Below are 21,915 nucleotides of genomic sequence, written 5' to 3'. Positions count from 1 at the left end.
ATTCGAAGAAGCGGGAGAACGGCATGTCGGAACTTGACCTCACCGGCGGGTTGCTGCGCCGTATCGCTCGACAGAACAACTTTGTGCTGTCGGATGAGTATCTCGTCTTCGCCGGCATACGCGGCGCCATGCCCGCCGATCCGGACGATCTTGCCTTCGCCTCCGCGCGGCGCGTCAAGATCGGACCGCCCGACTACGAGTCGATGCGCTGCACCCTCGTGCAGTGGCGTCCCGGGGACGATCAGGTCGCAGTGTTCGCAGGCTCGACGGTGCCGAACCGCCGTGCCATCTCAGCGGCGCGGCGGGGCGGAGCCGCGGCCAACATGGTCATCCTGGGTTTCCACCGCTACGCCAAGGGCCAGCACAAGTCCGGGCAGCCCCGCGGCCACCAGGCGTTCCGGCAAGCCAGTTTCCTGCCGGTTTGGCGCACCCGGGACGACGACGATTACGACCTCGACGACTCGATCGACCTGGGTGCCAACAAGGACACCTTCTTCTGGGACAATCTCCACGCGGCCTTCCACGAATCGCCGCGGACGCCGGGTTTCTCGAGCAACGGCTGCCAAGTGGTCGCCGGCTTCCCGACGACCAACGACGGCAGCGTCACGGAGTCCGGACCTTGGGCGCGCTTCCGGCAGAATGCCTACGACCACGCGAACGGCCAGGCGAGCTTCGCCTACATGCTGGTCGAGGGCGCGGCGGTAGAACGGCTCGCGGACGCCTCCGACGACGAGATCTCCCAAGTGGCCCGATACGGATCGAGCGGGTCTTTGGTCGCGGATATCCAACGGGCGCTCTCGTCGCGGGGCGGCGCCAATCCCGTCGACGGGCGGTTCGGCCGCGAGACCCTGAGGGCCCTGTTCGACTTCCAAAGGGCCGCGCTCGGTGCCGACAAGGCCGACGGCGTCGTCGGCCCGACCACCGCGCTTGCGCTCGGCCTGACCATGCCGACTGTGGATGGGCGCGTGCCGACCGTCGCCGTGCCGATGGCGGCCCCACGGCCGGCGCCGCACCCCACGGACGGCGGGTCCTCGCGCATCGCGGAGGCCGTGATCGCCGCGGCGCTCGCGAGTCAGACGAAGTGGGGGGTGCCCGCCTCCGTGACCATTGCCCAGTACATTCTCGAGAGCGGCAACGGGGCACACATGCCGCCGGGCTCGAACAATCCATTCGGGATCAAGGCCAGCGGCGGCCAGCCTTACGTGGAGGTCGGCACGAGCGAGGTCCGCAACGGCGTCTGGCGACGGGAACCCGCTCGGTTCCGCAAGTTCCCGACGTTGGCGGACGCCTTCGACGCGCATGGCAAGCTGCTGGCGACCGCGCCGGCCTATCGGGCCGCGATGCGGCAGTCGAAGGATGCAGGCCGCTTCTGCGACGCGCTCACCGGCGTCTACGCGACCGATCCGGGGTATGGCGGCAAGCTCAAGCGGGTCATTGCCAGGTACGACCTGGCGCAGTTCGACGCCACCGACGAGATCGCCGACCCGCCCCCGCCGATCGTGGTCGCCGCACAGACCGAGAGTGCGGACGTCAGGGCCGTGCAGCAGCGGCTCAAGGAACTCGGGTACCCGGTCGGTCAGGTCGACGGCAAGTTCGGCAACATCACCGCTGCCGCCCTCCTCGCCTTCCAGAACGAGAATAGGCTGCCGACGACCGGGCTCATCGACGATCTCACCCGTGCCGCCCTTCCGAATGCGGGTAACCGGCAGCTCGACAACGATCGCACCGCCGCGACGGCGGAGGAACTGAAGAAGCGCGGCTCTGTCACCATCCGCGACGCATTCCGGACCAAGCTCCTCGGCAAGGTCGCCGCGGCGCTCGGCCTCCTGGGCATCGGTAACAGTGCCATCGTCAACTCCGGCACCCCGGCGGCACCTGATTCCCTCGTCGCAACGAACGTCCGCGCCCTGCTGACCGGTGCGGAACAGCTGGCCGCGCCGGGTGGGAATACGCCCGAAGCGGCTAACCGGGTGGCGGGCTTGGCGCGCGACATCGCCGGGAGTCCGGACGCCCTCTCTTTCCTTCCGAGTTTGGCGCGCGCGCTGGCTCAGCTCCGCCAGGTGCTGCCGCCGGAGATCATCGCCCGCAATCCCGACCTCGACCGGATGGTGCAGGGGTTCGCGGCGGCGCGCACGGCGGCCCAGCCGGTCATGACGACGATCTTCGATCGGTTGCCGGCCTTCTTCACGGATCAAACAAATCTACAGTTCATCGCCAAGGGCGTCGCGGCTGTTGCCGGCAGCGTCATACCTGGGTTCGGCGGCTCGCTCGCGACGCTGGCGATCGGCTTGGCTGCCAACTACTTCGGCCAGAAGGTCGTGGATGCGCGGGTGAAGGACCATCGCGAGGGGCAGAACCTCGAGCGTTGAAGTGCCGGCTGTCGCCTGGGGCTGGCTCCGCCCGGGCGGCGGCTTTGCGGCAAGGCCATGTGGCAGCGCAACGTCGATGCGTAGGCTCAGACAGCCCGTGCCCTTGGGGCGCTCCGCGGGTGCGCTGGCCGTCGGATGCAGGACAGGGAGGTGGTCGTGAGTGCGCTGACGAAGCTGCCGGAGGAATTGTACGATCCGAAGGCATTCGGTGCGTTCGGCGGGGATCGGGCCTTCCGGTTAGGTACGGCGAAGGCGATGTCCTGGCTGTGCCAACTCGCCTACGAGACCGATGAGTTCGAGAAGGTGGCCCGGATCCTAGCTGCGTGGGATCTGGCGTTCCTCGGTCCAGGGATCATCGCGAAGGGCGTGGCGTCGCCGTTGCCGATCGCGAGGACCGAGGCCTTGCTGGCCACCAGGGCGGACGTGGCCTTCCTCTCGTTCGCGGGCACGGATCCGGTCGTCCTCGAGGACTGGATCACCGATTTCCGCATACGCCCCTCCCCCGGCGGTCTTGCCCAGGGCTTTTCCACCGCGGCTCAAGCAGTGGTCCCGGAAGTGACAGCCTTGTTGAAGGCGAGCTCGAGTCGGGCTGTCTTGGTGTCCGGCCATAGCCTCGGCGGCGCGCTGGCCGTGATCGCCGCCTTGTCGCTCCTGGAAGCCGGGATCCCCGTGGCGGGCGTGTATACCTTCGGCATGCCGCGGACCGGCTCGGAGGCTTTTCAGGGCGCGTACGATGCCCGGCTCGGCGCCGTGACGTACCGCCTCGTTCATGGCGCCGACATCGTCCCGACCGTACCGCCGACGGGACTGGACTTCCGCCACGTCGGGCGCTTGCTGCGCTGCCCATCCTGGGCCAAATTCGATCCGTCGGCGCTGGCCCCCGCCCCCGGGTCGGACGAGCCGCACTTTCTGCCCCAGATCGCCGTGGGGGTCCGCCAAGCGCTCCTTCGACCGCTCGGCGCCGGGGCGCTGGTTGCCGGGGCCTATCGAAACGCCATCTCCTTGCTGCGCCCCGGGCGCCACTCTCGGCGGAACGACGCAATCGGTTGGTTCCTCGATAGCCTGCCGCCCCAGATCCGAGACCACCTGCCCGACGCCTACATCAATGCCGTCACGTAACTATGCCGAGATGGGCTGTCCTGGAACGGCGCCCGGTGAGTTCACCCTCGACGTTCCCGATTGTCGCCTGATCACAAGGCGATACCGACGTGCGTCCCGCACGCTCGGTCGGCAGATCGGACGCATGCGGAACCATCGGGCACGGCGCACTTGCCATGTGGGACAAGCGGCGCGGACAAGCAATTATGTTTTCGCCCGGATCTACGGTAGAATTCCGCTACTTGCCGTTGCGTAGATCGTCATGCCAACTTTCACACCGCTTCGAAAGGCAATGGTCGCCATCGCGGTATCAGATTATGACCCGCCCTACGAAGCACTCCCCGGCACGCTGACCAGTGCTCGGCGCATGGTGAATTGGGCGAAGGCGCCGGGTCCCGGACGGAACTACAAGGTACTCGAGATCACTGACGAACCAACTAATGGCCAGCCGGGCAGACCGGTCACCGTCGAACGACTTCGTACCGAAATTACGGATCTTCTCGACAACAATCTCATCGACCGATTGGTTATTTACTTCGCTGGCCATGGCGTCGTTCGCTCAACGGCTGAGGAATTCTGGCTGCTGACCCATGCCGGCCAAGATGATGGCGAATGCGTAGGAGTCATGCAGCTCATCAACGGCCTCAGAAACTACGGGATCGGCGCGCACAATCAAGAACTGCTGAGAGGACAGTTAGTGATATTTGCGGACGCTTGCCGCAACGTTCATCGGGACGGGCTAAATCTTGTCCCGAACGCAGTCATGACCCGCAGGGGCAATGCGCCCAACCTGCATGTCGATCTGTTCCGCGCGACGACCCTCGGCGCCTATGCGTTCCAAGTCAGAGCGGTGAAAGGCTCCAAGCCTTTCTGCCTTTTCTCGTCGGTGCTATGCGATGCGCTCGAGGGTAACGTGCCCGAGGTCATCGAGCGCGACCATCATCCTTTCAAGCCGGTTATCTCCAATCACGCGCTCGCCGACTATCTCGACAAGGAGGTACCAAGGCGCGCCATCGAGCTTAAGGAGGCAATGGAGCCGGACATTTATGCCACCATCCGCCCCAACCATAACTACTACGATATACTGACTTCCTCTGTGACGCCCCCGCTGCACCAGCAGCAGAATGAAATAGCGGTAACGCTTCCTGACGCAATCGCCGACGACGTTCTCAGACAGCTGGGAATCGAGGGTACCGTCTCCGGGCTGCCGCCTGGTCGCCATTCGCCGCTAACTGCCGACACAGTGCGAAACGCCTTCGAGAAGGCTCTCCAGGCCACCTATCTGAATGCCGCCGTCCCGATTCCGCCGATTGAACTGCCTGGCGGTCGCCTCTTGCCGGAGAGGATTGGAAGCGGACCGATCAACTTGCCGGCAGACATCGACTGGCAGGAAGTTCTTGCGCAGACGTTGAAGGACGCGCAGCTCCGCACGGATTTCACGCGCAGTCCATCACAAGGTTTTGATACGGAAGAGGAAGTAACTTCTGCAGCATCCGCTGCGCACGTTGATGGTCGCGTCGCGCGTAAGCGCTTCGAGCCAGAGCCGGATTCGGCCAGCGAATTTCGACGATCGCTCGCCCGAGCAGACGCGCTCGCAAAAAAGTTTGCAAGGAGGCACCGGAGGTACGCCTTACCTCACGTTCTGTTCGACGAAAACGGGCCAGTTGCTGTTCCAAAGCTTGAGGCGGCATCGCTCTCCCGAGTGGGTAACGGCTGGGCCTACCTACCTGAGCGACTGTGTGAACGCGCGATCTTTGTGCGCCAGGACCATGGTTGGACGCTCGCTCCCGTATTGCAGGGTTCGCAAACCGTCTTGCTTGAGGAGCTACCTGGAGAGGTTCTCCTTCATAAAGTAGACGAAACAGGGTGTTGGGACACCTCTCTCAGTTCAGGTGCACAACTCACGTCACCAACTGGGCGAGATTCGCGAGCGTCGGAGATCGGCGATCGGATCCGGATGGAAAAGCGTGCGTCTCCGAACAAAGGCATTCTAGCAGGCTACCTTTATAAACTCGCGAACGACGAGAACAACATCGTGCGTACGGCCCATTACATGGCCGAGTACGGACTGCCCTTCGATCTCGCAGCGCTTGCCGCATCATCACTGACATGGGTTAGGCACAGGAAGACCTGGCATGTTTTTGCAGATCTACCGGCTGTCCGAGCACAGCCAAATGAGACGCGTCCACATTACGCAGGCAGCGAATTTCTGGCCGCCAAGAGGGTTCCGGTCTGGGGGCTCTTTCCCGTTCACCGCCAAGGCTGGCTATTGCTGGCCGATGCCGATCGCCTCGAAATCCCTCCCGTTCTTGTCAAGGCGGCGGAAGCGCTCGTGAGCGCGCGCGCCGTTGTGCTGCCGACTAAAGCGCTGGAGAAGATCTCGGACCATTTCGGCTACGTTATCGCGTCGCCGTAGAATGCCCATCGCGATTGTTCACCGGAGGAAATTACATGCGGCGCCTCATCTTCGTGCATGGCATCAACAACCAGGGCCGCACTGCCGCGGAGATCCAATCACTATGGTCGACGGCGCTCCGTCGTTCGATGGGAGCGCTCGCCGATCCTTGGTGGGAGAGCGTCGAGTTGCGCACTGCCTACTATGCGGACGCTCTCTACCGGGAGGAGCAATCGTGGGATGGCGGCGCCGAAGCCGTAGCCGCGATGGGCATCGCGGCCTCCGATCGCGATTATGCACCGAATGAGATAGCCGCGCTTTATATCGAGCTGCAGCGCGCCCACAACGTGACCGATCTGCAGGTCGAGGCTGAACTCCGGCCGGGCGAGCAAGCGGCGGCGCGGCGCATGGCGGCCGGAATCCACAAGAGCTGGCTAAAAGCCATCGCGCGCGCACTCGAGAGGGTCGTGCCCGGAGCCGGGAACGGGCTCGCGGAGCGCTTCCTGCGACAGGCTGCGACCTACCTCAACAAGCCCGGCGTCTTCGACAGGATCAACGACCTCGTGCGCGGCCAGGTTCTCGACGACCTGGGAAACATGGAACGCACGGTCGTCATCGGCCATTCGCTCGGGACCGTCGTCAGCTACGTCCTTCTGCGTCAGCTTCCAGACAATCCAAGGCTGCCGCTCTTCGTGACGCTTGGGTCACCGCTCGGCATCCGCATCGTACGCGATCGCATCCGCGCTCCCTACGTCACGCCTCCCGTCGCTACGAGGTGGCTGAACGGCAGTGATCGGGAAGATTTCGTCGCGTTGCACCCGGAGCTCAACGCCGCCACGTTCGGACCAGCGACGGTCACTAACGTTGTCGGGATCGAAAATGGCTATGCGGATGCGCATTCGATCGAGAAGTACCTTGCGCATCAGCCGATAGCCGTGGCGATCGCGCAGGCGCTCGCTTGATCGATCTGCCAGCAGTCCAGAAGGTGCGCCGTCCTGCCTATCGCCGCGCTGCGAACAAAAGGCAAATATACCATTGTCGCAGATCGCGAGGATGATTCGAGATCGGGACGGTTGCCAGCTATCTTGAAACGCTCAACGACGCGCAACGCTGCGCAGTCGAGCACGGAATCATCAGCGGTAACACGACAGCCGCAGCCCCCCTCCTGTTCATCGCCGGCGCCAGCTCCCGCAAGGCGAATACGTTCGCGCATTGGGTCGCACACCTATTAGTCAGCGGCGGCGATCCGTGCCGGATTCTGCTCATGTCCTTCTCCCGCTGCGCGGCCGCCGAGATGACCCGCCGTGCAGCCAGATCCTGCGTCGGGTGACGGGGGACAGGGCCGATCCGATGGCGGAGGCGCTCGCCTGGGCGGGAACCTTCCACGGCGTCGGCGCTCGGCTCCTGCGTGACTATGCGGAGCAGATCGGGCTCGATCCTGCCTTCACCATCCATGACCGGGAAGATTCCGCCGACCTGATGAACCTCGCCAGGCACGAGTTCGGCTTCTCCAAGACCGAGAAGCGCTTCCCGACCAAGGGAACCTGCCTCGCGATCTACTCGCGCTGCGTCAATGCTGAGATGCCGATCGAGGCGGTGCTGACAGCTTGGTTCCCCTGGTGCACGATGTAAGCGAGCGAGCTGAAGCAGCTGTTCGCAATCTATGTCGAGGCGAAGCAGGCTCAGAACGTCCTCGATTACGACGACCTGCTGCTCTACTGGGCGCAGGCCGCGAGCGATCCCGAGCTCTCAGCGGACATGGGCAGCCGCTTCGGCCACGTCCTGATCGACGAGTACCAGGACACCAATCGGCTGCAGGCCTCGATCCTGCTCGCCTTAAGACCGGACGGGCACGGCCTGACCGTGGTCGGCGACGACGCGCAGTCGATCTACGTGTTCCGCGCCGCGACGGTGCGCAACATCCTCGATTTCCCAGGCCAGTTCACCCCCGCCGCCAAGATCGTCACCCTCGATCGCAACTATCGCTCGACACAACCGGTCCTCGACGCCGCCAACGGAGTGATCGGGCTGGCGGCGGAGCGGTTCACAAAGAACATTCGGACGGACCGGACCGCCGCGGCGCGGCCGCGGCTTGTCGGCGTCCGGAATGAGGCCGACCAGGCGCGCCACGTCGTCGAGCAGGTTCTGGAACGACGTGAGGGTGGGTCGAGGCTGAAGCAGCAGGCCGTGCTGTTCCGTGCCTCGCACCATAGCGGCCAGCTTGAGGTCGAACTGACGCGCCGTAACATCCCCTTCGTGAAGTTCGGCGGCCTCAAGTTCCTCGACGCCGCCCACGTCAAGGATCTGCTGGCGATCCTGCGGTTCGCTCAGAATCCACGCGACCGGGTCGCCGGTTTTCGCGTCCTGCTGCTGATGCCGGGTGTCGGGCCGACCTCGGCCCAGCGCGTGCTGGACCATATGGGGTCGGCGCTTGAACCGGCCGGCGATCTCGCCAGCGCCGCGGTCCCATCGAGGGAGGAAGGCTGGGGGGACTTCGTGGCCCTGATCGCGGGCCTTCGCTCGGGCCGGGTCGGATGGCCCGCCGAGCTCCAGCGCGCCCGTCTCTGGTACGAGCCCCATCTCGAGCGCAGGCACGAGGACGCCACCGTCCGGCAGCTCGACCTCGTGCAGCTCGAGCAGATTGCTGGCGGCTACCCGTCCCGCGAGCCGTTTCTGACGGAGCTCACCCTCGACCCGCCGGACGCGACGAGCGACCAAGCGGGCGTTCCGCGACTCGACGACGACTACCTGATCCTCTCCACCATCCACTCGGTCAAGGGCCAGGAGTGGAACGCGGTCTACGTGCTCAACGTCGTCAACGGCTGCATGCCGTCGGACCTCGGCACCGGCACGAGCGCAGAGATCGAGAAGGAGCGGCGCCTGCTCTACGTGGCGATGACGCGGGCCAGGGACGATCTGCACCTCGTCACGCCGCAGCGCTTCTTCACGCATGGGCAGAGCGCCATGGGCGATCGCCATGTCTATGCGCAACGGACGCGGTTCATCCCCAATGCGCTGCTGGGCTTGTTCGAGCTTTCAAGCTGGCCCGGGCCCCCGGTCAGCGCCGTGGGCCGACCGTCGCCGCAACCGGCGAGGGTCGACCTGCGCAGCCGGATGCTAACCATGTGGCGATAGATGGTGAGCGTCCTTCGCCGTGCGAACCTCTGCGGGCGCGCTGGCTAGCGAGGCTGGCGCGGCTTCCCACACATTTAAGCGCCCGAGTCCGCGGACGACCGGATGCCTTCCATGGGCGAGCCACGTACGGCGGTACCGAGCAGGTACAGCCATCGCGGCCGCTCACCGTAAGCGCGCCGCACCCGCTCCGTGCAGCCTGTCACCTTCGGCTTCTTGGCTGCGTCGTACCAGCGATGGAAGTCGCTGGTCTGCAGGGCAGCCAGCGAGCGTGTGCTGAACGCCTTCTCGATCTGCGCGAGGGTGTACGTGTCTTTGTGCTGCGTGTCGTGCTCGAGCGGCTTGAACGGGCTCGCCTCGTCGGTCTGGTAGCGACGCGAAAGACTGGGGATTGCGCCGTCGAAACGGGAGTCCGGCTGGCCGCGGTTGGCCGACCATTGCAGCATCTCGGACTGGAGTTTGCGGCAGGCGGCCTCGATCAAGAGACCGCCGGCCGATCGTCGAGGCTGTAGGGCAGCCGCACCGTTTCCGGGCGGTCGCCGGCCTTCACCAAATCGGCGCGGGCACACCAGTACAGGCACCGGCTCCAGTCGCGAACCGGTTTCGACTTGAAGCCGGCGGCGTTGAGGTCAGAAGGCATCGAGGTTCTCCAGCCCGTCGAGGCCTTCCACGATCTGGCCACGGCCATCCGCCTCATGGATCCGGAGCGCGGACACGCCCCGCTCCTCGAACTCCAGAAGGGGGCGCCAACACCTTGAAAAGCTTCGTAGCCGATCAGCCGGAAATGGCCGGTAGCCCGATTCTCCGCGAGGTGGTTTCGCGCGTCCGCACGGTGCATCGAGAGGCCGAACCTAACCGCAATCGCAGACGACCACGTCTCCGAAGCCGGCGTCCAAGATGTCAACGTCGTTCTCAATGATAGAGATCCAGACACGCTGCTCGCGAGATTTGACTTGATCGTTGGCGGCATAAAGCACGTCCTGTAGCAGTTATGAAGCTATTCTTATTATGCGATCAACCTACAGGATCGGCTTTCGACCAGCTAAGGCATCCAATTCATTTAAGGCCAGCGGCCTTATTTATCGTATGCACCGTCCATTTATGTCTTTGTCGATGGCGTTTCGGGCAAGCGGAGTGAAATTAAGACAAATTTCGGCGCTGGGCCAACCCACCGCCTTGACGGCTTTCGAGGCTCAGCATCTAAAAAGATATGATGCCGGCGTTGATCGGTCTTCGAATTCTATCTCACACGTTTGTGAAGGATGTTGCCGTGTCACTACACGCTGAAAATAGTCAGCCCGTTGTGATTACGCTGGTACATGGAACATATGCGAGAGGCGCTGCTTGGTGCAAACCAAGTTCGTCGCTCTGCACTGCGCTACAAAATTCATTGGGCAACAATGTCAGATTTGAAATATTCGATTGGTCTGGGCTGAATCTACACCGCGCAAGAGTCAAAGCTGGCAACAAACTCCAATCGTATTTAAGAACATTGCATAGAGAAACGCCGACACACAAGCACTTCATCATCGGCCATAGTCACGGCGGAAACGTCATTCGTTACGCAATGTCGGCGTCAGATATTGCGAATTCGGTTGATGGCGTGATAACGTTAGCAACACCATTCCTATCGATAGAACCGAGAAACTATCAGAGAACTCTTCGAGTAATGGCTTTTCTATTCTCGATGAACACAGCATTGATTTCAATGTTATCAGTTATTGGATTTATTCTGACCATCGTGGCCATAACTATGGAAAACGGGCTTCGTGGCGTTGATAAAATTGTGGCTAACCATCGGTTATTCACTATCTGTGGATACCGCTTATCATACTCTTTTTCAAGATGTGTCGCGTGCTCTACCTCAATCGAGTTATCATTTTCACCGAGAAGCTGGACTTATCATTTAGGCTAAGACAATACAAACTGCTATCCACCACTGCAATGCCCGTTGTTGATGGGATACCGTTACTATCACTTACCGCAATACATGATGAAGCTGGTTTCCTGCTTAGATTTGTACAAAAGTCGACCGACTGGATGCTTAAAGGGGTCACAAGTAGTATTTTACGAATAACTATTATGATACTTGTGATCCCCCTTGCTATAACTGGTTGGCTCGGACTTGGGTTATTCAGTTATGGGGATCTCAATGATTTTACCGATACATACGCCTTAGTTTTAGCCATAACACTCATCTTCGCCCCAATAGCTTATTGCTTAGCTATTTTGCCCAGTGTTTATTTTCCGAGCCTAGTGAAGAATAAGATATATGGTGAAGAGAAATATCTAGATCACCTTCTGATTTCATCTTCAGCTCATGAGCGGCCGGTCGGCTGGCAACCATATATTCACGGAACTCCAGGCATCGCACGTTGGGAAAACATCAAGACATTAATTCATAGTCGTATATACGACGACATCAGCGTATTTCTAAGTATAAATGAATGGATAGGAGGCGCTATGGTCGGTGATTATAAGAAAGATGTTCGCGTCCTGAAATTACCGGTCATAGAGGGCGCACCATCAGATACTAATAAAATCCTAGAGAACATTGACCTTCTTGTCCGGATGCAGTCAAAATGAGTGTAACAAGTTCGTCATTCGCTCATCATGGATATATTAACTTCTAAAAAAATCAAAGCTGTGGACGAGGAGATGGCTTCGACAGCTAGCGCGGCCGTATAATTCGCCGGCCTCTCGCTCCGCTACGCGATGCAGCAGCTCGGCACTGCCTGGGGCCGTGAACTGATGGGCGACGGCTTCTGGACCTCGGCCTGGTAGGAGGCCGTGCTGCGCGCAATCCAGCGCGGTGCACTCGGCATCGTCGCCGAAGATTGCCGGTCCGAGAACGAGGCCGCCGCCTTGCGCGGGCTTGGCGGGCTCGTGCTGCGCATCGAGCGCCCCGACCTGTCCGCGATCGCGGGCGGTCACTTCTCCGCGGCCGGCATCGCGCAGGCCTATCCCATCCTCAACGACGGCGACGCGGAGACGCTGTTTGCCCGCCTCGACTTCGTGGTGCGCCGGATCGAGCGCACTGCGTAATCCGAGGAGCTTGTGATCGCGAAGGGGGAACCAAATATTCCTGTTACCACCGGCTCTGAGTAAGCGCTGTCCTCAGGCCAAGGCTTTGAGGGCTGGCGTTGGCTGGTAGGCCCTTGGCAGCAGATCATCGAGGTGCCGCTGCGGATGGCCCTCGACGATGCGGGTGATGATGTCGGCCAGGTAAGCCTGCGGCTTGAGGTCGATGCCCTGCGCCCGGCCGGCCACCGCCGCATCAGGCGCGAGCCGGAAGTGGCGGTTGCCGAGTTGGGTGGCGCCGCCCCGGGAACACAGGGGTCGCTGGCGCGCCTCGCGCCACGCCTCGCGGTCGATCAGGCCCTTCCTGCGCCGCTCAAGTTGCGGCCGGCCGCCGAACACCATGCTGCCGTCCGGCCGGATGCACCTCAGGTCCATGCCTTCCAGCGTGGCGCATTGCAGGAGCCAAGCGTCGGCGATCCGCAGATGAGCGAAGCGCGCCTTGACGAAGTCGCGCAGTTCCTTCTGCCGTCCCGTCGGCGCGCCGTGCATTGGCATAGACGGTGCGCACGGCTTCCGAGCAGACGCGACGCAGCGACGTGAGGCTGACCCATGTCTCGTCCGTGCAGCGGTATAGGACGGAGATCGTTTGCATGCGGAAACGAACTTGTTCGCGATCCGTTCACGCGTCAACGGCACCGAAGCATCCATGCCACCGGATTGACGGTTCCACACCGAAATCCGGATAGCCGGGAATTCCGGGCCCCATGTCGTTGACTTGGAATCGTAGCCGCGCGCGGCCTGAAGCGGCCCTCTCAGCGGCGACGCCGAGCTCCACTCGCCCCGCCTGCTTGAACTTGATAGCGTTGTCGATCAGGTTGAGCAGCACCTGCTGCAGCCGATCCTCGCCCCCGACGAGGCCGTCAGGCAGGTCAGGGGCGAGGATGGCCCGTAGTCCCCCGCCCCTTTCGAAAACGTGTACCCCAGCCCGTGACCCGTCCCGATGGCCATCGGCCCCTTCCGGTCGCTCGCCGATCTCGCGGCACCCGGGCAACGCCGGGCGCCGGCCCGGGCTTGCGAAGATGACGCCGAGGCGTCAATCCTTGGCCATGATTGGACGTTCGGGACGAACGGCCGCCGCGGCGAGCCTTGTGGAGCCAGATGAGCGCTGACCTAGGCAAGCGCCGCGACACCGTCGATGTCGATGCCCTGTTCGTGTATTTGAACCGTGGCCTTCCAGCCCACGCTGCCCTGCAGCACCATCGGCCGTACGTGCGGAACATCGCCTACTCGCTGCAATACATCGACCACCTTCTCGGCGTGCTCGAACACGGGGACGTCACGCGCACGCTCCACAGCCAGACTTGCAAGTCGATCGTCGTGGTCGGCATGGGGGTCGTCGAAGCCATCCTGTGGTATCTGCTGCTGACCACCGGCGGCGCGCGCACCCGGTCATGGAAATCGATCAAGGACATTGCCTCCCCCGAGTTCGCGCACGGTGGCCAGACGCTGCGCATCGTCAACATGGTCGAAGAGAAGCTGGTCCAACCGGAGATCGAGGAAATGACCCTCGACGCGATGGTGAAGCGCACGGAGAAGCGCCAGCTGCTGGGACAACTCGACCATGCCGTCTATGGCCATCTCAAGGTCCTGCGCCAGCTACGCAACAGGGTTCACATCCACGCGGTCAAGCACGCGACGGACACGGACTGGCAATCCTTCACTGGCCGTGAGGTGAAACTCCTCCTGGACGCCCTCGTCAGCATCCTCGGTCTGCCGCTTTTTCAGCCGACTCCAGAACGCCGCGACTTCATGAAGTTCCTCGACTCCGGCCGCGTGGAGCGCCGCGCGTGAGCCTGCTGCGCCCAGGGTCAGGGCAAGGCCTTCGGGAGCTGCCCACGCCCCTGCTGCTGCAGACCTCGACCGACCAGATCATCGAGTCGTTCTACGAGCCTGCCCTCGGTGTTGCCGCAAGCTACGATCGCGGGGTGGGCTACTTCACGTCCGGCTGGCTGCGGATGGTATCGCGGGGCCTCTCCGCCTTCGCCGCTGGTGGCGGCATGGCGCGCTTCCTCGTCAGTCCCAACCTCAGCCCCACGGATTGGGAACTCATTCGCGCAGGAACGGAGGCGCGGCGGGACAGCGCGCTGCGTGGGGCCCTGGAACGCGAGCTGCGGGCCTTGGTGGCCGCCGGCCTCGACGCGGACGTGGCGAGCCTGGGCCTGATGGTGGCTGACGGCGTGCTGGATTTCCGCCTGGCGCTTCCCGCCGACGGTCTGGAGGGCGATTTCCACGACAAGTTTGGCGTCTTCCGCGATCGCCGGGACGACGCCATCGCCTTCCACGGGTCGCAGAATGACAGCGCCAAGGCGTTCGCCAACTTCGAGGCCATCAGCCTCTTTTATAGCTGGATGAGCCCGTCCGATGCCAAGCGGGTCGCCATCCATTCGCAGAGATTCGAGCGGCTGTGGGCTGGCCAGATGCCGCACGTTCGGGTGCTGGCCCTGCCGGAGGCCGTTCGGGAGGGCCTCGAAGCCCTGGCGCCGGCGCGCGCACCTGTCCGCGCAGGCCCGAGGCAGGTCCCGCCACCATCCGATGTGCGCTGGCGGCATCAGGACGAGGCCGTCGAAGCCTTCATGGAATCCGGCGCCGGGGTGCTGGAAATGGCCACCGGCACCGGCAAGACCCGCACGGCGCTGCGGATCCTGGGCGAATTAGCCCGGGACGGGCGGATTCTTTCGGCAATCGTCACGATGTCGGGCACGGATCTGCTCGACCAATGGTACGCGGAACTCTGCAAGGTGGCGGGCTTCGTCGTGCACCGTTCCTACGGCGACTGCCACGAGGCGCTGTCCTTCCTCAACGATCCATCCGGGGCCATCCTGCTGGCGTCGCGCCAAACCCTCGGCGCGGTCATGTTGCGCCTTCCCGCTTCGGTCGCCGCCGAGACCCTGCTGATCTGCGACGAGGTTCACGGGATGGGGTCGCCGACCCTGGTTGCCGGCCTCTCCGGCCGCCTACGGGCATGCCGCTACCGGCTGGGTCTCAGCGCCACGCCGGAGCGGGAATACGACCAGGACGGGACCGACTTCATCGAGCATGAGATCGGCCCGGTCGTCTTTCGCTTCGGCCTAGAGGATGCCATCGGGCGGGGGATCCTCTGCGAGTTCGACTATGTGCCGCTGCACTACGACTTCTCGGACAAGGACAAGGCCGCTGTCCGGCGCGCCATCTCCAGCTATCACGCCAAGGTTCGTGCCGGCCAGGCTCCCGGCAAGGAGACCATGTACCGCGACATCGCCCAGGTCGCGAAGTCCTCGCCGACCAAGCTGCCCGTCTTCGCCGACTTCCTGCGTACGCATCCGAAGATTTTGCACCGGGCGATCCTCTTCGTGGACAACGCCCGCTACGGCATGGCTGTCCAAGAGATCATTCTCCCAATCGCGCCGCGCTACCACACATACTACGCCGAGGACGACAGATCGAACCTTATCCGCTTCGCGCGTGGGGAACTCGATGCGCTCATCACCTGTCACCGCATCTCGGAAGGGATCGACATCCAGTCGGTCAATTCGGTCGTTCTGTTCGCCTCATCTCGGTCGCGGCTGGAGACGGTCCAGCGACTCGGCCGCTGCCTCCGGAAGGACGTGAGCAACCCTGCGAAACGCGCCACGGTGGTCGATTTCATCCGAAACGATGATATCGATGTGGCGGGCGGGGGACCGCCCACCGCCGATCAGGCGCGTCGCGATTGGTTGCAGGCGCTCTCGATGACGCGTGCGCGCCAATCGGACCCGGCCATCCCCTAAGGCACCGTTTGGGTTGAGGGTTCATGTCCACGCCGTCCGAACTGCTCGAAGCCGCTGACTTGGTGCTGGAGGCAACGGAGCAGCCCGAGGAGTTCAAATCGCGCCTCCGTGCCCTTATCCGCAACGCCGGCGACGGCATGGTCGAGGATCATGACGTCGCCGGCCTGGTGGCCATCGTGGACGTCGACAGCGATACCGGGGCTTGAGTCGATGCGGCTTCGAATTACCGGATGGAAATGCCGCAACATCCGCGGAAACCTGCGCGACATCGATATCGACCTGTCGAGCAGTCCCCCGCGATGGACATTGATCCAGATGAACAACGGCGGTGGAAAGACCACCACGATGTCGCTCATCCGCGCGGCCCTCACCGGCCGCAAGCTGGATGCGGACGCCGTGCGGGGCCTACGGCCTGAGGATGGCGAGTCGGTGGGCCTCTTCCAACTCCGGTTCCTCATTGACGAGCGGCTTCATGTCGTCACCATGAATTTCGATTATCAATCCGGCGAGCACAGCTTTAGCACCGCTCGGGCGAGCGAAGCCGATGGCGGGCTGCTCGACGCCCATGCGCTGCCGAGGGAAGTGCGAAGCCTGATGACCCCGGACTTCGCCGAACTCTTCGTGTTCGACGGCGAACTCGCGCGGAAGATCCGCAGCCACAGCTCGGATCGAGCCAGCCATGCGATCCGTACGCTCTACGGACTCGACCGGCTCAAGGCACTGCGCGAGACGATCGAGCGGCTTCTGAATGATCAGCAGAAGCGGGTCGCCGCCGTCACCCAGGCTAGGGACAAGCGGCATGTCGAGCGGCTGCACAAAGGACTCCAGGCGGCTCGGCAGAAGCTCCAGGCGCTCGAGGCCCGGCGTGCGATGATCATCGGCGACAGGGACGACGCGATCGCCGAGCGCGATAGGATCATCAAGGAGATCGGCGACCGCATCGGGGAGAACGAGGAGGCCGCCAGGGAACTTGGCGCCTTGGAGGAAGCTCTGCGCAACGCCAACATCGTCATCCTCACCGAGACCAACGAGATCAAGGTCTCCGTCCAGTCGCCATTCCTGTCCTGCCCAAGGGCGCTTGCCAGGCTGCGCACCCTCGCCGCCAACCTCCAGGCCTTGCAGCTGCCGGAGACCGCCACCGCCGAGTTCTTCCAGGAGCTGGCGGACGGGGAACGCTGCGTCTGCAACGAGGAGATCACCCCGGAGATCCGGGAAAGGATCCTCGCGAAGGCCGCCACCTACATGGCGGCTGAGGAATCCGGCCTGATAAATCACATGAAGACCTTGATCCGCACCACCGAGGAGGAGCCCGCCCGGTTGGACCAACCCGTGGCCACGCTCGTGGCGCGCATCCGCGAACGGCGCCGGATCAAGCAGGAGCTGGACGCCAAGCACGCATCCTACCTAGCCGCGGGCGGCCAGGAGCTTGCCGACATGAAGGCGCGGGCCGATGACCGACAACGCGACATAGGCAGCTTGGAAAGCCAGTTGGAGCGGCTCGACACGAACGATCCGGCAGTCCAGCTGCACCACGGTCTCGGCTGGGAGCACAACATCCCGAAGTGCCGGGCACACACCGCGGAATGTGAGGAGCGCTACAACACCGCCACCGACACCCACAAGCTGCTGCTTCAGTCGCGCATTGCACAGAAGGTTCTCGACAACATCGAGGCCGAGGCGTTGAACCTCTTGCGCGAGAAGATTCGCACCGCGACCAATGTCAAGCTCGCCCAACTGGTCCCGGCTGAACGTCTCGAGGTCGTCCGCATCGGTAGCGCGCTGGAACTCAGCGCTCGCAACCTGGCGCGGAAGGACAACGTGAGCGAAGGCCAAAGCCTCTCGATCGCCTACGCCTTCCTGGCGTCGCTGTTCGAGAGCGCCAATCACCGCCTCCCCTTCATCGTCGACAGTCCGGCCCTCCCCCTCGACGCCGAGATGCGGCGCGAGGTGATCAAGGTCGTGCCCGAGCTCTTTGAGCAGACCATCATGTTCGTCATCTCGACCGAGCGGCAGGAATTCGCCGAGGCCTTCTACGGCCGCCACGAGGCGCGGTTCATCACCCTCGTGCGCGGACCTCATGGCATGGCGGAGCAGCGCGAGGGGGAGGAAGCCTTCCGCACGTTCCAGGACGAGGACGACGCAGCGCCTGCCGCCGGGGTAGCGGCATGACCCTCCGGCGCCCCAAGGGCATGCGCGAATACTTCAAGAAGATCCAGGGCCGTGTTGACGGTGGCGCGCGCTTCGACACGGACTTCGATCAATTCTACCTCTGCCTGATGGTCGGGTTCGATGACGGTCGGCTCGCGCCGGAGACGGACCTGGAACCCACCGAGTTCGTGAAAGGCTACACCGCGGCCCACAAGCCCTACGCCTCCATCATCGCCGGCCTTCTCGTCGAAGCCGAGATGCGCCGCCAGGGCGTACCGATCACCAAAGAGACCCTCCAACGCGAGTTCCGCGGCTTGATCGACATGGGCGACGGCGGCACGCACCTGAAGGAGGAGGGCACGAAGCTTCTCAGCCGCTATGCGGCGAGGGGCTTCGAACTCATCCGGGAGAGCATCGACGCCCCGCGCACGCTGGAGGATTTCCTGGTTGCGTATCATAAGCGCTGGACTGCGCAGGCGGAGGAGCCGGATCTGCAGCGCCCAGGGGGACAGGCTGCCCCGACGGGATCTTAATCGGGTTGCCACCGTCGAGCCGGCCTCTTGCCGCCGCGATACCTCTCGCGAAGTGAACGGGCGCACACGATCGTCGTAGGTCAGTTCGGCTCCTGGCCTATTGTTGTTGCCCCCTAAAAACCGGACAGGGTCTCCTGGGTTGATCGGGTGATGAACTCGCGCGGCGAGCGGTAGCCGAGCGCGCGATGAGGATGAAGGTCGTTGTAGTGCGCCAGCCAAACGGGGAGCTGGCGCAGCACGCTCTCGGCATCCGGTAGCACCGAGACACGCACGTAGTCGCGTTTCAAGGTTCGCACGAACGCTTCGGCCATGCCGTTGCTCTGCGGGCTCTCCAGCGGCGTCGTCTTCGGTATCAAGCCGAGCTCGCGGGCGAAGCGGCGAGTGTCGCGGGCGACGTAGCAACTGCCGTTGTCAGTCAGCCACTCGATCAGGCTCGGTAGCTGGTTGACCGCCCCGAAGCGATGCTCGACGGCCGCCACCATCAGGTCGCGGACGTCCTCGCCCGTGATGCCCGCCGTGGTCGCCACGTAGCTCATCGCTTCCCGATCGCAGCAATCGAGCGCGAAGGCGACCCGCACACGCTCACCGTTCTCTGCTGCGATCTCTAGCCCGTCCGAGCACCAGCGCGTGTTGCGCGTGGCCACCGCCACCTTGCCCTCGTGACGGCGCGTCTCGGCTCCGCCCACATGTCGCTGCAGCAGGAGACCGTGCACCTTCATGACCCGGTAGACCCGCTTGGCGTTCGGTGCAGGCCGACCGTCCCGCTCGGCCTGCCGGCGCAGAAGGGCATGGACGCGCCGATAGCCGTAGGTCGGCAGATCGGCGATGAGCGCCTGGATCGCGCCGAGCAACGCGGCGTCGGGTGCAGGCGGACGGCCGCGTCGGCCCCTGGGCTTCCAGGCGGGGGAGGCCTGCCTGGACGAGGCGAGGTGCGGGCGTGACACGCTCAAAGCTGCGGCCACAGCGCTCACCGGCCGTCCTCCGGCCACGAGGTCACGCGCGAGGGCAACTTTTTGGGGGCGACGACCCGCTCCATCGCCTCGCGCAGGATCTCGGTCTCGAGCGTCTTCTTGCCCAGGAGCCGCTGCAGTTCGCGGATCTGTGGCTCAGGCAGCCCACAGCTCGGAGGCTGGCACCACCTCTTCACCGGCACCGGCGGCCGTGAACGCGCCGCGCTCCATCAGCCGACGCCACGTGAACAGCTGGTTGGCGTTCAGCCCGTGGCGGCGGGCGAGGAGCGAGACGGACTGACCGGGCAGATAGGTCTCCTCGACGAGGCGCACCTTCTCCTGCGTGGTCCAATGCCGACGCCGCTGGACGGAGGTGATCACCTCGACGCGTTCGGCGCGGGGCGGGTCGTTAGAACTCACCATACGGTCGGTCATAGGCACACACTTCCATAAGCGTGAGCCCCTGTCCGGTCATTTTGGGGGCTACTTCACCTATCGACGCCATGGGGGCTGCATAGGCAAGTGCAAGCACGTTTTACGGCACGAGGCGGAGATGGTGCGACGGTGTGCGCTCCCTGCCCATGTCTGACATAAACGACATGGTAGCGGCCAAGCGTCCTGGTTGGATGCGGCTTGGGAGGATGCATCAACATGCGCCGAATCTACCTTCGGCTCCTTAAAGGGCAATAGAATTCCTCGCTCGCTTCCTGAGCCGCACCCGTTTTGACCGGACAGGCGGCATGGCACACGAAGGCATAGGCGTTGGCCTATGATTAAGGCTATGTCATCCGATCCGACCGCTCCACCGGTGCATTGCGAGATCCTGACCGACGTTCAGCGTCGCCGGCGCTGATCCACCACCGATCCTTCGACAAGCTCAGGATGAGGAGATCCGCCTCGTCGAGGAGAGCCAGCAGCCCGGCTCGTCCGTGTCGTTCGACGCTCGTCGCTACGGCCTCTCGCCCAGCCTGCTGTTCTCGTGGAAGCGGCGCATGCTGGAGGGCGGCCATCAGGCCGTGCACGCCGACGAGGAGGTCGTCGGCACCAGCCGGTTTCGCGAGCTGGAGCGGCGCGTGCGCGACCTCGAACGCCTGCTCGGGCGCAAGACCATGGAGGTCGAGATCCTGAAGGAGGCGCTCGACCTCGCCCGCACAAAAAAAACGACCTCGCCGCTCAGCTCCTGGGGCGGTTCGACGGGCGGTTCGCGGTGAAAGCGGTCGCCGACACGCTCGGTGTAGCCCGCTCCCACTTGGCCGAGCTCCTAAGTCGACCTGCTCGGCCGCGCGGCCTCTACCACAAGCCCGAGGATGCGCAGCTGCTGCCGACGATCCGCGCGATCGTGCATGCCTGCCCGAGCTACGGCTATCGCCGCGTCACCGCACTGGTGAACCGCGCCCTACGGTCGCGCGGCGAAGCGAGCGTCAATGCCAAGCGGGTGCTGCGCATCCTGCAGGCGAACGGGCTCACCCTCGCGCCGTACACCGCCCGCCGGCCAGGCCGCACCCACGACGGCATCGTGGTGGCGCTGCGCTCGAACGTGCGCTGGTGCTCTCACCCTCGAACTGCGCTGCCGGGACGGTGCGGTCGTCCGCGTGCTGTTTGCCATCGACGCGTGCGACCGCGAGATCATGGCGTGGTCGGCGACCACGACAGGCGTCTCGGCCGAGATGGTCTGCGACCTGATGATCGCCTGCTGCAAGCGCCGGCTCGGCGCGACGAAGACCCCGCACCCAGTCGAGGGGCTGTCCGACAACGGCTCCGCCTACATCGCCAAGGAGACTGCTCAGGCGTCCGCCGCGCTTGGCCTACGGCTGCTATTCACCCCGGTGCGTTAGCCGCAGAGCAACGGCATCGCGGAGGCGTTCGTGAAGACGCTCAAGCGCGACTATGACCAGCATGGCAAGCCGTCGCGACAGGCGGGCGCCGGCCTCGCCGCCGAGCGCCATGCCGATATCGGTCTGCGCCTCGGCCAAGCGATCGCCGCGCTGTGCCCTCGCACGGGCGAGGCAGGGAACAGGCTCGGCAAAGATTCGGCCCGGACAATGGCTGCAGCGGAAGCGGCGCACCTTCACTCGCCACGTAACCGAGCGATCCTGACAAGGCAGGTCCTTCAGGGTTCGCCAGTACGAGCTATGCACCCGGGCCGACCATCGCCCACAATGCGGGGTAGTCTGCGCGGGCTGCGGTAGTCCTGGCCGTGATCGTTAGCGCATCGGCGTCCAGCGCAAGCTCGTCGACCTGCACACCTTCTGAAACCGAGGGCGACAACGGGATCGAGATCCGCATCGCGCTCTCCCCCGCCCCCCAGAGATCAACGCTTCACAAAGTGCTCAGCACCGAACCTGCGGGAGAACCGAAGTTTCACGCCGAAACACACGTAGTGGCGCTTCGCCGGATCCTTGCGGTACCGGAACCGCTTGCATCGTAAGTGGGTGTGACAGGCGGGCTGCTCCCACGTACGAT

The 21,915-nt window shown here is 63.8% G+C and carries 15 protein-coding genes and 5 pseudogenes; 14 read left to right on the top strand and 6 right to left on the bottom strand.

What is annotated here, in order from left to right; genetic code table 11:
- Window positions 1–23: 23 nt before the first annotated feature.
- The 5 genes and pseudogenes from ACLBYG_RS25365 to ACLBYG_RS25345 all read left to right on the top strand — a co-directional run bounded on the left by ACLBYG_RS25365 (window position 24) and on the right by ACLBYG_RS25345 (window position 8,997).
- A complete protein-coding gene (locus ACLBYG_RS25365) occupies window positions 24–2,369 on the top strand; it encodes a peptidoglycan-binding protein (RefSeq protein WP_447683314.1) in 2,346 nt (781 codons plus the stop codon).
- A 156-nt stretch (window positions 2,370–2,525) separates the two neighbouring features.
- Window positions 2,526–3,488, top strand: a complete 963-nt coding sequence (locus tag ACLBYG_RS25360) for a lipase family protein (protein WP_447683313.1) — start codon at window positions 2,526–2,528, stop codon at window positions 3,486–3,488.
- 271 nt (window positions 3,489–3,759) lie between these two features.
- Window positions 3,760–5,883, top strand: coding sequence for a hypothetical protein (locus ACLBYG_RS25355; RefSeq protein WP_447683312.1), 2,124 nt, complete (start codon window positions 3,760–3,762; stop codon window positions 5,881–5,883).
- Between the two features lie 35 nt (window positions 5,884–5,918).
- Window positions 5,919–6,824, top strand: coding sequence for a hypothetical protein (locus tag ACLBYG_RS25350; protein WP_447683311.1), 906 nt, complete (start codon window positions 5,919–5,921; stop codon window positions 6,822–6,824).
- Window positions 6,825–6,925: 101 nt separating this feature from the next.
- Window positions 6,926–8,997 (top strand): annotated as a pseudogene (locus tag ACLBYG_RS25345) (ATP-dependent helicase).
- A gap of 74 nt (window positions 8,998–9,071) precedes the next feature.
- On the opposite strand, the gene ACLBYG_RS25340 reads toward ACLBYG_RS25345, so the two are convergent.
- Window positions 9,072–9,476, bottom strand: a complete 405-nt coding sequence (locus ACLBYG_RS25340; RefSeq protein ID WP_447683310.1) for a hypothetical protein — start codon at window positions 9,474–9,476, stop codon at window positions 9,072–9,074.
- The gene (locus ACLBYG_RS25335; protein ID WP_447683309.1) at window positions 9,473–9,634 is read right to left on the bottom strand and encodes a hypothetical protein; all 162 of its coding nucleotides are present in this window, start codon (window positions 9,632–9,634) and stop codon (window positions 9,473–9,475) included. The genes ACLBYG_RS25340 and ACLBYG_RS25335 overlap by 4 nt, the downstream gene beginning before the upstream one ends.
- A 570-nt stretch (window positions 9,635–10,204) precedes the next feature.
- On the opposite strand from ACLBYG_RS25335, the gene ACLBYG_RS25330 reads away from it, so the two are divergent.
- The 3 genes from ACLBYG_RS25330 (at window position 10,205) to ACLBYG_RS25320 (ending at window position 12,039) form a co-directional block, all read left to right on the top strand.
- Complete coding sequence (locus ACLBYG_RS25330) at window positions 10,205–10,909, top strand: esterase/lipase family protein (protein WP_447683308.1); 705 nt, start codon at window positions 10,205–10,207, stop codon at window positions 10,907–10,909.
- Window positions 10,849–11,580, top strand: a complete 732-nt coding sequence (locus ACLBYG_RS25325; RefSeq protein WP_447683307.1) for a hypothetical protein — start codon at window positions 10,849–10,851, stop codon at window positions 11,578–11,580. Before ACLBYG_RS25330 ends, ACLBYG_RS25325 begins: the two co-directional genes overlap by 61 nt.
- Before the next feature lie 204 nt (window positions 11,581–11,784).
- Window positions 11,785–12,039: a hypothetical protein gene (locus ACLBYG_RS25320; protein WP_447683306.1), complete on the top strand. Its 255-nt coding sequence runs from the start codon at window positions 11,785–11,787 to the stop codon at window positions 12,037–12,039.
- 72 nt (window positions 12,040–12,111) lie between these two features.
- Here the strand turns inward: ACLBYG_RS25320 and ACLBYG_RS25315 are convergent.
- Both ACLBYG_RS25315 and ACLBYG_RS25310 read right to left on the bottom strand, forming a co-directional pair.
- Window positions 12,112–12,237: pseudogene (locus tag ACLBYG_RS25315) on the bottom strand (transposase domain-containing protein); the annotation flags it as partial.
- Between the two features lie 457 nt (window positions 12,238–12,694).
- Window positions 12,695–13,066, bottom strand: coding sequence for an ATP-binding protein (locus ACLBYG_RS25310; RefSeq protein ID WP_447683305.1), 372 nt, complete (start codon window positions 13,064–13,066; stop codon window positions 12,695–12,697).
- A 107-nt stretch (window positions 13,067–13,173) separates the two neighbouring features.
- Here ACLBYG_RS25310 and ACLBYG_RS25305 point away from each other — a divergent pair, with 107 nt between their 5' ends.
- Genes ACLBYG_RS25305 through ACLBYG_RS25285 form a run of 5 tightly spaced genes read left to right on the top strand, consistent with a single transcriptional unit; the run spans window position 13,174 to window position 18,502 of the window.
- Entirely contained in the window at window positions 13,174–13,866 is a 693-nt protein-coding gene (locus ACLBYG_RS25305) for a hypothetical protein (protein ID WP_447683304.1), read from the top strand.
- Window positions 13,863–15,821, top strand: coding sequence for a DEAD/DEAH box helicase family protein (locus tag ACLBYG_RS25300; protein WP_447683303.1), 1,959 nt, complete (start codon window positions 13,863–13,865; stop codon window positions 15,819–15,821). Before ACLBYG_RS25305 ends, ACLBYG_RS25300 begins: the two co-directional genes overlap by 4 nt.
- A 23-nt stretch (window positions 15,822–15,844) precedes the next feature.
- Window positions 15,845–16,027, top strand: coding sequence for a hypothetical protein (locus ACLBYG_RS25295; RefSeq protein ID WP_447683302.1), 183 nt, complete (start codon window positions 15,845–15,847; stop codon window positions 16,025–16,027).
- 4 nt (window positions 16,028–16,031) lie between these two features.
- Window positions 16,032–17,990 carry an AAA family ATPase gene (locus ACLBYG_RS25290; RefSeq protein ID WP_447683301.1) on the top strand — a complete coding sequence of 653 codons (1,959 nt, stop codon included), beginning with the start codon at window positions 16,032–16,034 and terminating at the stop codon, window positions 17,988–17,990.
- On the top strand, window positions 17,987–18,502 hold the full coding sequence (locus tag ACLBYG_RS25285; protein ID WP_447683300.1) for a hypothetical protein: 516 nt from the start codon (window positions 17,987–17,989) through the stop codon (window positions 18,500–18,502). Before ACLBYG_RS25290 ends, ACLBYG_RS25285 begins: the two co-directional genes overlap by 4 nt.
- Window positions 18,503–18,615: 113 nt before the next feature.
- Here the strand turns inward: ACLBYG_RS25285 and ACLBYG_RS25280 are convergent.
- Window positions 18,616–19,875 (bottom strand): annotated as a pseudogene (locus tag ACLBYG_RS25280) (IS3 family transposase).
- Between the two features lie 346 nt (window positions 19,876–20,221).
- Here ACLBYG_RS25280 and ACLBYG_RS25275 point away from each other — a divergent pair.
- Window positions 20,222–21,284, top strand: a pseudogene (locus tag ACLBYG_RS25275) (IS3 family transposase); the annotation flags it as partial.
- Window positions 21,285–21,341: 57 nt separating this feature from the next.
- Here the strand turns inward: ACLBYG_RS25275 and ACLBYG_RS25270 are convergent.
- Window positions 21,342–21,738 (bottom strand): annotated as a pseudogene (locus ACLBYG_RS25270) (transposase family protein); the annotation flags it as partial.
- Window positions 21,739–21,915: the final 177 nt, after the last annotated feature.

This window comes from Methylobacterium sp. D53M (assembly GCF_053345625.1).
The sequence above is the reverse complement of the archived record's forward strand: the minus strand, read 5'-3'. Positions and strand labels throughout refer to the sequence as shown.